This window comes from Streptosporangium sandarakinum, from assembly GCF_050942225.1.
Classification (GTDB): Bacteria; Actinomycetota; Actinomycetes; order Streptosporangiales; family Streptosporangiaceae; genus Streptosporangium; species Streptosporangium nondiastaticum.
Genome location: NZ_CP192034.1, coordinates 2900419 through 2914169 on the forward strand (window position 1 = coordinate 2900419; position 13751 = coordinate 2914169).

The 13751-nt window shown below is 73.0% G+C and carries 10 protein-coding genes; 5 read left to right on the forward strand and 5 right to left on the reverse strand.

What is annotated here, in order from left to right; all coding sequences use genetic code 11:
- Positions 1-78: 78 nt before the first annotated feature.
- On the forward strand, positions 79-2823 hold the full coding sequence (locus ACQP10_RS13415) for a beta-L-arabinofuranosidase domain-containing protein (RefSeq protein WP_433541452.1): 2745 nt from the start codon (positions 79-81) through the stop codon (positions 2821-2823).
- A gap of 80 nt (positions 2824-2903) precedes the next feature.
- Here ACQP10_RS13415 and ACQP10_RS13420 read toward each other — a convergent pair whose 3' ends face one another.
- From ACQP10_RS13420 to ACQP10_RS13430, 3 genes are all read right to left on the reverse strand, one after another.
- Positions 2904-4490: a cellulose binding domain-containing protein gene (locus ACQP10_RS13420; protein WP_433541900.1), complete on the reverse strand. Its 1587-nt coding sequence runs from the start codon at positions 4488-4490 to the stop codon at positions 2904-2906.
- A 124-nt stretch (positions 4491-4614) separates the two neighbouring features.
- A complete protein-coding gene (locus ACQP10_RS13425) occupies positions 4615-5901 on the reverse strand; it encodes a cellulose binding domain-containing protein (RefSeq protein ID WP_346020151.1) in 1287 nt (428 codons plus the stop codon).
- A gap of 809 nt (positions 5902-6710) precedes the next feature.
- Positions 6711-7523 carry a class I SAM-dependent methyltransferase gene (locus ACQP10_RS13430; RefSeq protein WP_399500553.1) on the reverse strand — a complete coding sequence of 271 codons (813 nt, stop codon included), beginning with the start codon at positions 7521-7523 and terminating at the stop codon, positions 6711-6713.
- A gap of 407 nt (positions 7524-7930) precedes the next feature.
- Between ACQP10_RS13430 and ACQP10_RS13435 the strand changes: the two genes are divergently transcribed.
- Positions 7931-8581: an MFS transporter gene (locus ACQP10_RS13435; RefSeq protein ID WP_433541453.1), complete on the forward strand. Its 651-nt coding sequence runs from the start codon at positions 7931-7933 to the stop codon at positions 8579-8581.
- An 11-nt stretch (positions 8582-8592) separates the two neighbouring features.
- Positions 8593-9147, forward strand: coding sequence for a hypothetical protein (locus tag ACQP10_RS13440; RefSeq protein ID WP_433541454.1), 555 nt, complete (start codon positions 8593-8595; stop codon positions 9145-9147).
- A 58-nt stretch (positions 9148-9205) separates the two neighbouring features.
- On the opposite strand, the gene ACQP10_RS13445 is transcribed toward ACQP10_RS13440, so the two are convergent.
- Positions 9206-9775 (reverse strand): TetR/AcrR family transcriptional regulator, encoded by a 570-nt coding sequence (locus tag ACQP10_RS13445; RefSeq protein WP_433541455.1) that lies wholly within the window; start codon positions 9773-9775, stop codon positions 9206-9208.
- Between the two features lie 142 nt (positions 9776-9917).
- Positions 9918-10892, reverse strand: a complete 975-nt coding sequence (locus ACQP10_RS13450; RefSeq protein ID WP_433541456.1) for a hypothetical protein — start codon at positions 10890-10892, stop codon at positions 9918-9920.
- 208 nt (positions 10893-11100) lie between these two features.
- Between ACQP10_RS13450 and ACQP10_RS13455 the strand changes: the two genes are divergently transcribed.
- Together ACQP10_RS13455 and ACQP10_RS13460 are read left to right on the forward strand one after the other, a co-directional pair.
- Positions 11101-12648: a flavin-containing monooxygenase gene (locus tag ACQP10_RS13455; protein WP_433541457.1), complete on the forward strand. Its 1548-nt coding sequence runs from the start codon at positions 11101-11103 to the stop codon at positions 12646-12648.
- Positions 12645-13709, forward strand: a complete 1065-nt coding sequence (locus ACQP10_RS13460; protein WP_433541458.1) for a zinc-binding dehydrogenase — start codon at positions 12645-12647, stop codon at positions 13707-13709. Before ACQP10_RS13455 ends, ACQP10_RS13460 begins: the two co-directional genes overlap by 4 nt.
- Positions 13710-13751: the final 42 nt, after the last annotated feature.

Sequence of the window (13751 nt, forward strand, 5' to 3'; positions counted from 1 at the left end):
CGGCATGCCGCCAGGTCCGTTCCGCATGGCCGATTCCTGCCCGCGTCCGTCCGACCCCCCACTTCCCAGGAGGCCCACGTGTCATCCACACCCCTCAGCCGCCGCCGGCTGCTCCAGGCCGCCGGCGTCGCCGTCGTCGCCTCCACCGCCGGCCAAGCCGTCGGCACCGCCGCGGCCCGGGCCGCGGTCGCCCCGGCGCGACCCGACATCGGCGTGTCGGCCTACCCGTTCGACCTCGGACAGGTACGGCTGACGGCCGGCCGCTGGATGGACAACCAGAACCGGACACTGTCCTACCTGCGGTTCGTCGACGTCGAACGGCTGCTGTACAACTTCCGCGCCAACCACCGGCTGTCCACCGGCGGCGCCGCCGCCAACGGTGGCTGGGACGCCCCCTCGTTCCCGTTCCGCACCCACGTGCAGGGGCACTTCCTCACCGCGTGGGCCCAGGCCTACGCGGTGCTCGGCGACACCGTCTGCCGGGACAAGGCCACCCGCATGGTCGCCGAGCTGGCCAGGTGCCAGGCCAACAACGCCGCCGCCGGCTTCGGCACCGGCTACCTGTCCGGGTTCCCCGAGTCCGACTTCACCGCGCTCGAGGCCCGCACGCTGAACAACGGCAACGTGCCGTACTACTGCATCCACAAGACCATGGCCGGCCTGCTCGACGTGTGGCGCCTCATCGGCAGCACCCAGGCCCGCGACGTGCTGCTGGCGCTCGCCGGCTGGGTCGACCGGCGGACGGGCAGGCTGACCGCCGCCCAGATGCAGGCCATGCTGGGCACCGAGTTCGGCGGCATGAACGCGGTGCTGGCCGACCTGTACCAGCAGACCGGCGACACCCGCTGGCTGACCGCCGCCCAGCGGTTCGACCACGCGGCCGTCTTCGACCCGCTGGCGGCCGGCCAGGACCGGCTCAACGGCCTGCACGCCAACACCCAGGTGCCCAAGTGGATCGGCGCGGCCCGCACGTACAAGGCGACCGGCGCCGCCCGCTACCGGGACATCGCCGCCAACGCCTGGAACATCACGGTCGGCGCGCACACCTACGTGATCGGCGGCAACAGCCAGGCCGAGCACTTCCGCGCCCCCAACGCCATCGCCGGGTATCTCACCAACGACACCTGCGAGCACTGCAACAGCTACAACATGCTCAAGCTGACCCGCGAGCTGTGGCTTTTGGACCCGAACCGGGCGGCGTACTTCGACTTCTACGAGCAGGCGCTGTTCAACCACATCCTCGGCGCGCAGAACCCGGCCGACGGCCACGGGCACGTCACCTACTTCACCCCGCTCAAACCGGGTGGCCGCCGCGGCGTGGGCCCGGCGTGGGGCGGCGGCACCTACAGCACCGACTACACCTCCTTCTGGTGCTGCCAGGGCACGGGAGTGGAGGTCAACACCGCGCTGATGGACTCCATCTACTTCCACAACGGCACCACGCTGACGGTGAACCTGTTCACCCCGTCGACGCTGAACTGGACCCAGCGCGGCATCACGGTCACCCAGACGACGTCCTTCCCGGTGAGCGACACCACCACCCTGCAGATCACCGGCAGCGCCGGCGGGTCGTGGACGATGCGCGTCCGCATCCCCGCCTGGACCACCGGCGCCACGATCAGCGTCAACGGCGCCCAGCAGAACGTGGACACCACCCCCGGGACGTACGCCGTCCTCACCCGCTCCTGGAGCTCCGGCGACACCGTCACCGTGCGCCTGCCCATGCGGGTGGTCACGAAGCCCGCCAGCGACAACGTCGGCGTGGCGGCGATCACGTACGGCCCGGTGGTCCTCTCCGGGAACTACGGCGACACCTCTCTGTCGGCGCCGCCCACCCTGAACACCGCGTCGATCAACCGGACCAGCGCCACGGCCCTGGCGTTCACGGCCGGCGCGAACGGAGCGCCGGTCGACCTCGGCCCGTTCTACGACGCCCACGGGCACAACTACACCGTCTACTGGAACGTCAGGGCAGGCGGCGACACGGGCGGAGGCGCGAGCTACCGCCTGCTCAACGCGGCCAGCGGCCTCGCGCTGGGCATCCAGAACATGTCCACCGCCGACGGCGGCCTGGCGCTGCAGTGGACCGACAACGGCACCGCCGACCACGACTGGGAGATCATCGTGGACGGCGGCGCCGTACGGCTCCGCAACGTCAACAGCGGCAAGGTGCTCGGCGTGGAGAACATGTCCACCGCCGACAACGCCCGCGTCCTGCAGTGGACCGACAACGGCACCGCCGACCACCGCTGGACCCTCATCGACGCCGGCGACGGCTCCCACAGGATCCGCAACGTCAACAGCGGCAAGCTGCTCGGCATCCAGGGCGGCTCGACCGCCAACGGGGCCCAGGCCGTACAGGACTCCGACAACGGCGGCCCCGACAACCAGTGGCGGTTCGTGCCGAACGGGGCCCGGCGCATCCAGAACCTGGCGAGCGGCCTGGTGCTGGGCGTGCAGGACATGTCCACCGCCGACGGCGGCTCGGTGATCCAGTGGGGCGACACGGGCACCGCCGACCACCTGTGGACCGCCGTCGTGGACTCCGGTGGCTACCTGCGCCTGCGCAACTCCAACAGCGGCAGGGTGCTCGGCGTGGAGAACGCGAGCACGGCCTCCGGCGCCCGGGTGCTCCAGTGGGCCGACAACGGCAGCGCCGACCACCGGTGGCGGCTGCGGTACGGATCCAACGGGTGTTTCCGCATCCAGTGCGCCAACGGCGGCCGGGTCCTCGGCGTCAGCGGCGGCTCCACCGCTCAGGGCGCCCAGGTCGTGCTCGCCGACGACGACGGGGCGAACGACCACCTGTGGCGGTTCCTCTAGCCCACGGTACGGCCGCGAGAGCCCGCGTACGGCCGCAGGCTCTCGCGGTCCCGGCGGCCGTACGCTCGCCTCGCGTTCCGCTACGGGCTCGTGCAGGTCATGCCGGTGGGCGCGGCCGAACCGCTGCCGTCGGCGGTGAAGCCGAACGTCGCCGACCCGTTGCCGGCGACGGTGCCGTTGTAGGGGGCGTTCCTGACGGTGACCGTGCCGCCGGTGCCGGTGTTCACGCCGTTCCACAGGTTCGTGATCGTCTGTCCGCCGGGCAGCGTCATCTTCACGGCCCAGCCGTTGAGCGGGGCCGACCCGGTGTTGCGGACGGTCACCTCCCCCTGGAAGCCGGAACCCCAGTCGCCGGCCAGCCGGTACGTCGCCGTGCACCCGTCCTGCCCGCCCGGCGTCGGGGTCGCCGTCGGAGTCGCCGTCGGAGTCACCGTGGGGGTCGCCGACGGGCTCGCGCCGCCGCTGACCCGGTACACGACGGTGCCGTGCGGCGGCACACTGGCCGAGATGGCGCCGGTGCTGCCGCTGACGGCGTTCGTCCACGCGTCGCGCAGGGTGAACGACCCGCCCTGCAGGCCGATCGCGGACGCGGTGGTGCCGACCGTGGTGGTGCCGCCGCCCTGGTTGAACAGGGCGACCGCGACGTCGCCGTTGGCGAGCCGCTTGGCCAGCACCCGCCGGGTCCCGTCGTTGCTGATTTGGCGGGCCTGCAGGGCGAGCGGGTCCTGGTTGACGGCGATCAGGTTCTGGTTCTTCAGGATGGCCGTCGTCGCCGGGTCCATGGAGCGCAGGTCGTTCCCGGCGATCAGGGGCGAGGCCATGACCGCCCAGAGGGCGAAGTGGCTGCGCATCTCGGTGTCGGTCATGCCGCCCCGGCCGACCTCCATCATGTCCGGGTCGTTGAACGCCCCCGGCCTGGCGTACGACGCGAGCGGGACGGTGACATCGACGATGTTCCGGATGCCCATCGGGTACCCGTTGGTCTGGCCGGTGTCCCACCTGTTGGTGATGTCCTCGGTGGTCCGCCACATGTTGGCGACGTCGCCCCAGTCGCGCTGCGGTCCCGTCTTGGCGTGGATGCTGTTGGGGTTGATGCTGTAGACGATCTGCCGCCCGGTCGCCGCCAGCGCGTCGCGCATCTTCGCGAACGTCCGGACCTGGTCGTCGATGGTGCCGCCGGGGGAGCACCAGTCGTACTTCAGGTAGTCCACGCCCCAGGCGGCGAACTGCCTGGCGTCCTGGACCTCGTGTCCCTGGCTGCCGGTCGCGCCCGGGTAGCCGCCGAAGTACTGCGCGCAGGTCTTGTCCACCGGCACCTGGTAGATGCCGAACTTCAGCCCCTTGGCGTGCAGGTAGTCGCCGAGGGCCTTCATCCCGCTGGGGAACCGCGACGGGTCGCCCCGCAGGTTCCCCGCCGAGTCGCGGGCGGGGTCGAACCAGCAGTCGTCGACCACGACGTACTGGTAGCCCAGGTCGCGCAGACCGGAGCCGACGATCGCGTCGGCCATCTGTTTGATCAGCGTCTCGTTGATGTTGCAGCCGAAGGTGTTCCAGCTGTTCCAGCCCATGGGCGGCGTGCGTGCCACGCCGTTCTCCAGGGCGTCGGCCTGGCCCTGCAGGGCGACCAGGCCGCCCGCGAGAACGCCGGCGGCGAGTAGGGCTCCCACCTTGCGCAAGGTTCCTCCCTGAGGTGATTGACGGACATCCGGCGGAAGCGGCCTGATCGCCGCTTCGGGCCGAGGGCGGCCGGCGCCGGTGAGGTGGCGCCGGCCGCCGCGCGTGGGCGACGGGTCAGGGGCTGGTGCAGGTGGCGGTGGGGGTGGCCGCGGCGCCGTCGGCGGTGAAGCCGAAGGTGGTGGAGGACCCGGCCTCGATGGAGCCGTTGTAGGGGGCGTTGCGGACGGTCACGGCGGGGCCGGACACGGTGTGCGTGCCGCTCCACAGGCTGCTGATCGTCTGCCCGCCCGGCCAGGTCCACTTCACGGTCCAGCCGTCGACCGGCGCGCTGCCCGCGCGGACCGTGGCCGTCGACTGGAACCCGCCCGGCCAGCTGTTGGTCGTCTCGATGGTCGCCGAGCACGCGCCCCCGATCGGAGACGGCGAGGCGGTCGGCGTGACGCTCGGCGAAGGCGTCGAGGGCGGCGGCGTGGTGGTGCTCTGGAACTGGGTGAAGAACTTCCAGACCTCCGCGGGGACCCAGGTCCTGGAACCGCTGTCGCCGGGGGCCCCGTCCTGCGGGGCGGCGATGTGGCCCTCGTCGAACGCGGCCCACACCACCGGGTACCCGGCCCGGCACCCCGAGTAGGCGGTGACCCGGTGCGTCAGGCCGCCCTGCGCCGGCTCGGACGGGTTCTGGGCGGCGCAGCCGTTGTTCCTGACGAACCTGTCGCGCATCGACCGTCCGCCGGAGATGTTGAGCACGCCGTCCCGCAGGCCGTGGATTCCCATGTACGCGATGGGCTGGGAGCCGTCGCCGCAGCCGCTGAGGACCCCGCCGGACTGCACCGCGACCGCGCGGAAGACGTTCGCCCTGGCGCAGGCGATCGCGTACGACATGGCGCCGCCGTAGCTGAAGCCGGTGGCGAACAGCTGCGAGGTGTCGACGCAGAGGGCGCCCTCGATCTGCCGGACCAGGTCGTCGACGAGGGTCAGGTCCTCGCCGCCCGGGTTGGCCCAGCCGTTGTTGAGTCCCTGGGGCGCGACGAAGATCGCGCTGTTGTTCGCCAGGCGCTGGAGCCCGTAGTAGGACCAGACGTCCCGCTGCACGGTCTGGCCGGTGGCGACGTCGGTGGCGGTGCCGCCCAGCCAGTGGAAGCCGAAGATCAGCCGGTAGGGGTGGCCGCTGTCGTAGCCGTCGGGGACCCGCAGGATGTAGCTGCGGTTCTTGCCGCCGCTCTGGATCGTGTGCGTGCCGCTCGCCAGCCCGGGGGCCTTGCCGCAGCCGGCGGTCGCCGCGAGGGCGCCGGCCGCGCGCGTGGGGGTCCCGGCGATGGCGGAGCTCAGCGCCGGGCCGCTCGCGGTCAGGACGGCGAGTGCCGCGACCGCCAGGGCGACGAAGAGGGATCTGCGTTTCGGCATCGTGTGACTCTCTCTGCCGGCCGGACGCCGGCGTGCGTCGATGGGGGTCGGTCACAGGGGGAGGCGCCGGCCGCCCGGTGAGGCGGTGGACGACGCGGTGCGGAGTGGTGCGGACGTGTTCGTCCACACCTCAGGGGGACGCGGCGGCCACGGCCGCGCGGTGGTGACGCCGACCGCGGAAGACCTGGATCGGCCGGCACCGTCATCGGCGTTCATGAGAATGCGAGGAAGCCCGGCCCGGCGGACTCGCGGCCCGGTCCATACCGGTGCGGCGCGGACGGCGTCGCGACCGGCGCCCCCTGCCGGTCACCACCGACTCCGGCAAGGGGGCCATTTCGGACTGAGTGTGGAAACCTCGACGAAACCTGTCAAGGCCCCGATGGAAGCGCTTCGACGGAACGGACGGGGTCGTCACCCCGGCCCGCGGTGACGGGCCGTTCGGATGACGAGGGCTTCCGCCCCCTCATCGGAGGGCGCCCTCCGGCGGGCGGTCATCCGGTCGTCGCGGGGTGGTTCCGTGAAAGTTTCATCCGCCGCGCCTCGCGTGTGATCGGGTTCCGCCTGGTGGGAGTGGGCGGGACCCGCCCGGTGGGCCGGGAGGGCGGTGGGGGAGAGGGGTGGCGGCCCTTGACGGGGCCGTCCCGCGTCGTGTTTGCTCCCCGGCATCACCACCACACGCTCCGAACGAAGGAGGACCGGGCTCGCGGATGACTTGTTAGCGCTAACAGTGATTGGAGCATCGTATCGGAGTGAGGCGGGAGCACCCGCCGGCGGCCGCCGCCGCGGGGTGAACGTGGTCCGCTACGGCGTCAGTCGGCCTGGAGCACGAAGAACAGGAAGCACAGGAAGGCCCCCGAGGGCCTGTCCGCGAAGACGTCGGGGAACAGTTCGCGGGCGCCCGGTGCGGGGAACGGCTCGCTGATGACGGAGATCCGGAAACCGGCCGCGGTGAAGGCGTCGGTCATCGCGCGCAGTGGCCGGCTCCAGAAGCCCAGCAGGGCGGTGTGCCCGCCGAGGGTCCATTCGTCGAAGGTCTGGCGGGTCGCGAAGTAGTCGGTGCCGGGACCGCCCGACAGGTAGTCGGCGAAGGGGTGGTTGACGGACACGATCAGCCGGCCGCCGGGCGTCAGCACGCGCCGCAGCTCGGCCAGCGGCGCCGTCCAGTCCTCCAGGTAGTGAAGGACCAGGGACGCGACGACGTCGTCGAACGCGGCGTCGGGGAACGGCAGCGGGTCGCGCAGGTCGGCGAGGTGCAGGTCAGCGTCGTCGCCGAGCCGCCGCCGGGCCAGCTCCAGCATCTTGGCGCTGGAGTCGAAGCCGGTCACGATGGCGCCCCGGTCGCGCAGCGCCGCCGCCAGGGGGCCGGAGCCGCAGCCGGCGTCGAGGATCCGCCGGCCGGTCACGTCACCGGCCAGGTCCAGCATCGCGGGCCGCTCGTAGTAGGCGTTGAGGAGGCTGGTCTCGTTCTCGGCCGAGTACCCCTCGGCGATGCCGTCGTAGTCGTTGAGCGCGGCCCGCTCCGCGGGCCCGATGGAATCCTCGGCGACAGGACGGATCCACGACTGCGTGTCGGGGGCAGGGGTGTTCGCCTGCTCGTCGGAACCCTTGGGCGTGGAAGTCATACGGGCGATCCTGACACGCCCGGCCTGTCCCGCACCGGGTGTTTCGTGATCTTCCTGCGCCCCATGGGCGCCGATCGGCCCTGCACAGGGCGAATGTTCTCCGACGCGGCACCGCATGCGGCCGGGCTTCGCGCCCGCCGGCACCCCGCCGGTGCTCAGGCGGTCCCGCCGGGCGATCCCAGGCACGTCTCCGTGGTCTCCGGCGACGGCATCCCCCCGATCGTACGGCGCCGCAGGAAGGTTGAACGGCGTCGGCCGTACGGCGATGATCGAACCCGGGACGGCGCCGGAGAGGGCGGGCGGCGCCCGGCCGGGGCGGCCGTGGACGTCCGGCGCCGGGCGGCGGCCCCCGCGACCGGTGCCCGTGCCCGGACCCCGCCGTCGCGACCTCGTATGAAGGAGCGCCCATGAACCCCCTGCCGGCGTCAGGCACATCGGAGCCGGGTGAGGAGCTGCGGTCGCGCACGCGGTGGGCGGCGATCGCCGTCGTCTACCTCTGCGGGGTCGTCGCGGCGATGGGCTTCGGCAAGTTCGCCTCGGTCGGGCCGATGGTGGCGGCCGGGCTCGGGCTGTCGCTGCCGGAACTGGGCTGGGTGATCTCGGCCGTCGTCGGGGTGGGAGCCGTGGCCGGCCTGCCCGCCGGGTACCTGGTCCGCCGCTTCGGCGCGGAGCGGTCACTGGTCGCGGGTCTGGTCCTGATCGCGGCGGCGGGCGCGGCGAGCGTGGCGGCGGGCGGGTTCGCCTGGCTGCTGGCCCTCCGGGGTGTCGAAGGCGTCGGATACCTCCTGGTCACCATCGCCTGCCCGGCGCTGGTCCTCCGCCTCGCCCGCGAACGGGACCGCGGCACGGCCCTGTCGATCTGGGCCACGTTCGTCCCGGTGGGTCTCGGGCTGAGCACGCTGGCCGGTGGCGCGGCCGGCTCCGCCCTGGGCTGGCGCGGCTGGACCGGGCTGATCGCCGGCCTGACGTTCGTGATGGCGCTGGCCGCCCGGGCGCGGCTGCCGCGCGGGTCCGGGGGCGGGCGGCGGCCGGGGCCGTCCCCGGGGCGAGAGCGCTGACGTGGCCGGTGGTGCTCGCCGCGTCCTTCTGCCTGACCGCGCTGGTGACCGTTCCGGTGGTCGTGCTCCTGCCCACGCTCCTCGTCGAGCAGTACGGACGTTCGGCCGCCGCCGCGGGTGCCCTGACCTCGGCGATCTCACTTCTCGGCGTGCCCGGCGGGCTGGTCGCGGGGATCCTGCTCCGGCGGGGCGCGCCGCTCGGGGCGCTGGCGGCGTCCGGGTTGCTGGTCGTGCCGGCGGCCTGGTTCGTCTACTCCGACGGCACGCCCCTGGCCGCCGCGGCGACCGGCGCGGGGGTCATCGCGCTGGAGAACGGGCTCCTCGGGGCGCTCGTCTTCGCCGCCCTGCCGCTCGTGCTGGAGCGCCTCGACCACGCCGACGTCGGCAACGGCGTGGTCGCCCAGGCCGGAAGCCTCGGATCGCTGCTAGGTCCCCCGATGTTCGGTCTGGTGGCCGGCGGGTTCGGCTTCCCGTCCCTCGTGCCGGTCATCGCCGCCGGGACGCTGGCCGCCGTCGGAGCGCTGGCGCTGGTCGGCACGCGAGCGGTCCGGCGTACCGCCGGTTGAGCCCGCCCCGACCCGTACGACCGGCCGGAGAGGACACCCGCCGGGGGAGGCGCGGGGTTCAGGCGCGTAGCGCGGCGAGGGCGATGTCGAGCTGCTCGATCAGGTTCGACTGGTCACCGTACGTCTTGGCGCGCAGTGCGGCGCCCTCGAAGGAGTCGATGAGGAAGGCGGCGAGCGTTCTGGCCGGGCGGGTCGCGGTGATCTCGCCGGCCGCCTGGCCCGCTTCGATCACGTCGGCCACGGCGTCGGTCCAGGCGTCGAGGACCTCGCGGACGGCCACGTGGACCTGGTCTCCCGCGCTGGCGCACTCGCCGGCGAAGGTGCCGAGGAGGCAGCCGAACTCCACTCCGGTGGCGCGGGTCCGCCCGGCCTGGGTGAGGAAGTGCTCGCGCAGCCGCTCCAGGGAGGGCCCGCCGCCCTGGAGCATCGAGTGGTCGGTGCCGTGGGCGTAGCGCCGCACGATCTCCGCGGCGAGCGCCTGCTTGCTCTCGAAGTGGTTGTAGAACGACCCCTTGGGCACGCCCGCGGCGCCGGTGATGTCCTGCACGCTCGCGCCGTTGAACCCCTGGCGGCGGAAGACGTCCTCGGCACTCTCGATCAGCTTGTTCTTCACGCTTGGTCGCGGCATGGCTTCAATATGACCATTCGTCTTATACGTGTCAAGCGTTCGGCGGCGCCGGATCCCCGTGGGGCGGGCATCCGGCGCCGCCGGTGGCGAGGTGGATGCGGTGTTCTTTCGCATGCGACCGGTCATCTCGAGAAGGGCGAGATCAGGCGTGCCGGAGGCGCTTCACGCCGTGGCGTCGCGGCAGCCGGACCAGGGCGAGCGAGCGGGCGGCGATGCCCCCGATGACGCCGGTGGCGAGCGCCACCGCGAGCCAGGCGATCACGGTGCGCGGCGGCGAGGGTGTGAGCGTCAGCAGCCGCACGCCGTAGGTCGCGCTCGCCGCCGTGGTGAAGGTGAAGGCCCAGAAGCCCAGCACGAAGGGGATGCGCGCGTAGCGGCGGAGCAGGAAGAGGTGGGGCGGCAGCAGCGCGGCGAGGGTGCCGAGCAGGACGTCGTGCACGGTGCCGTGCTGCGGGCCGGCGATCGCCCACCAGGCGTTGCCGGCGACGGCCGGCGGCGCCGAGAAGATCGCCAGCGTGGGCATGAGCGGCCCGGGGAGCGCGGGGCCGGTGGCGAGCCGGGCGAGGAGGACGGCCCCGACCAGCAGCCAGAAGAGGATCCCCGCGGAGAACAGGGCGGTGGCCGCCGCCCGGTGGCCGATGATCGCGAGGGACTGCGCCGAGATGAGGGAGGCCGCGACCGTCGGCAGGAGGTGGCCGCCGTGCAGCGTCGCGGGCTCGCGGGGCACGGTGAGCATCGAGGCGAGGAACCACGCGCCGAACGCCGTGGTGGCCGCCAGCATCGCCCAGACCAGCGCCGCGCCGAGGGTCGGGAGGAACGCCGAGAGGTGGGCGGCCAGCAGCGAGCCGGTGGCGGGGGCGAGGGCGGCGAACGGCCCGAGGACCGGGTGCCGCAGGTCCTCGGCCACGTCGCGGAGACGCGAGACGCCCGCGCCGTACCGGGCGAGTGTGCCGGCCCACAGGGCCGCCGCCACCACCCACAGTGCCTCACCGGCGGCCGCCGGGGCGCCGAGGGCGGCGCCGGCCGTCGTCCAGGTGCCCGCGAGCCCGGAGAGCCCGAAGCCGATGCCGAGTGCGTTGAGGGGGAGCCGGGTGGGGGCCGGCGTCGTGCTGGCCATGATCGGCCTTCTTTCTGCTCATGACTGCCTGGGGGTGCTTCCCGGGGATGTCTCGTCTCTCGGGGACGACGCGAGAATAATATGACCGGTCGTCTTAAAACGTCAATCTCGACGGCTCATCCGGGATGGTCCTTCGGGCGGTCTATCGGGGAATTCAGGTAAGACTGAAGGGGTAAGTCCGTTCTGACCGCTTCCTGGGAGCGCACCGGTGAGCAACGCCGTCCCTGAGCACGTCGACGTCCTCGTCGTGGGAGCGGGTCTGTCCGGCATCGGCGCCGCCGCCCACCTCCGGCGCGAGTGTCCCCGGAAATCCTTCGCGATCCTGGAGTCGAGAGGCGCCATCGGGGGGACGTGGGACCTGTTCCGCTACCCGGGGATCCGCTCGGACTCCGACATGTTCACCCTCGGGTACTCCTTCCGGCCCTGGACCGACGCCAGGGCCATCGCCGACGGCGAGTCGATCCGCTCCTACGTCACCGACACCGCCCGCGAGTACGGCCTGGACCGGCACATCCGCTTCCGCCTGCGCGTCACGCACGCCTCCTGGTCGTCGGAGACGGCGCGCTGGACGGTCACCGCGGTGCGCACCGGGCCCGGCGAGCAGGGTCCCGGCGAGCAGGGTCCCGGGGAGGGCTCCGGAGGGCAGGTGACGTTCACCTGCTCGTTCCTGATGGCCTGCACCGGCTACTACCGCTACGACGAGGGGCACCGCCCCGCCTTCCCCGGCGAGGACGACTTCCGGGGACCGATCGTGCACCCGCAGCACTGGCCGGACGACCTCGACCACACCGGCCGGCGCGTCGTCGTCATCGGCAGCGGCGCGACCGCGGTGACCCTGGTGCCCGCGCTGGCGGAGAAGGCGGCACACGTCACGATGCTGCAGCGCTCACCGACCTACGTCGCGGCCGTGCCGTCCCGCGACCGGCTGGCCGACCGGATCCGCCGCCACCTGCCGGCCCGTACGGCCTACCGGATCGTGCGCTGGAAGAACGTGCTGTTCTCGATGGCCGTCTACCGGCTCAGCCGCCGCCGGCCGAAGCTGATGAAGGCCGTCCTGCGCCGGGGCGCGGCGGCCGCGCTGCCCGCCGGCTTCGACGTCGACACCCACTTCGCGCCGTCCTACGACCCGTGGGACCAGCGGCTGTGCGCCGTACCCGACGGCGACCTGTTCCGCGCCGTCCGGGAGGGCCGGGCCGACGTCGTCACCGACCACATCGAGCGCCTCACCCCCGATGGTGTCGCGCTCCGCTCCGGCCGGCACCTTCCCGCCGACGTCGTCGTGACCGCGACCGGGCTCAACCTCCTGGCGATCGGAGGCATGCGCCTGAGCGTCGACGGCCGGGACGTCGAACTGCCGGAGACCCTCGTCTACAAGGGCATGATGCTGTCGGGCGTGCCGAACCTCTCCCTCACCGTCGGCTACATCAACGCCTCCTGGACGCTCAAGGCCGACCTGGTCGCACACTACGTGTGCCGGCTGCTCAGGCACATGGACGCGCACGGACACCGGGCCGTCACCCCGGTCGCCCCCGACCTGAAGGGGCGGGACGGCCTCGCACCGCTGATCGACCTGAAGTCCGGGTACGTGCTGCGAAGCGCCGGGTTGCTGCCCAGACAGGGCCCCGCGGCGCCGTGGCGGCTGTACCAGAACTACCTCCGCGACGTGCGCCTGATGCGGGGCGGGCCGGTGACCGACGGCGTCCGCTTCACCGGGGCAGCCCGTCCCGCCGATCGCCTTCCCACCACCGAGAAATGAGGTTCACCACTGTGCGCACCATGCTCGCCGGACGGCTCCACCTGTCCACCGGCCCCCGTACGTTCGGGGTGGAGGAGGTCCCCGTTCCCGTCCCCGGACCGGGGGAGGTGCTGGTCGAGGTCAGGGCGGCGGGGGTCTGCCTGTCCGACGTCCACCTGATCGACGGCAGCCTCAGGCCCCTGCGCCTCTCCGACGCGGTCACCCTCGGCCACGAGGTCGCCGGGGTCGTCCACAGTCTCGGCCCGGACGTCGCCGGGGACTGGGCCCCCGGTGCGCGCGTCACCCTGCAGGCCGGGCAGTCCTGCGGCCGGTGCGCCGACTGCCTGCGCCGCCGCCCGTGCCGCCTGCCGCTCACCCGGGGCGTGGACTACGACGGGGGCTGGGCCCAGTACGCGCTCGCCCGCGAGGACACGCTCGTCCCGATCCCCGACACGCTGCCGTTCGACCAGGCCGCCATCATCCCCGACGCGGTCTCCACCCCCTACGCCGCCGTCGTGCAGACCGGGCAGGTCCGCCCGGCCCAGGCCGTCGGAGTCTGGGGCGCGGGCGGCCTGGGCGCGCACGGAGTGCGGATCGCCCGGATGGCCGGGGCGGCGCCCGTCATCGCCGTCGACCCGCTGCCGGGTGCCCGCGAACGAGCGCTCGCCTTCGGCGCCGACGTCGCCCTCGACCCCGCCGACCCCGGCTTCGCCGCCGCGGTGAAGGAGGCCACCGGCGAGCGCGGCCTGGAGGCCGCGTTCGACTTCGCCGGTGTCCCGGCGGTCCGTGAGCAGGCCGCCGCCGTCCTGGCCCCCGGCGGGGTCCTCGTCCTGGCCGGGCTCACCCCGCAACCGCTCACCGTCACCGACGGCACGCGGTTCAGCTACCGCCAGAACCAGATCCGCGGCCACTACGGCTCCTCGCCCGAGCACGTCGAGCAGCTCGTACGGCTGGCCGCCACCGGCCGCCTCGACCTGGCCCCCTCCATCACCGGCCACGTCCCGCTGGCCGACGCGGCCGACGCCGTCGCCCGGCTGGAGAACAAGACGGGCGACCCGATCCGCCTCATCCTCGTGCCGTAGCCACGGCGTCCCGGAGGACGCGACGGCCGTACGGTGTCGTGC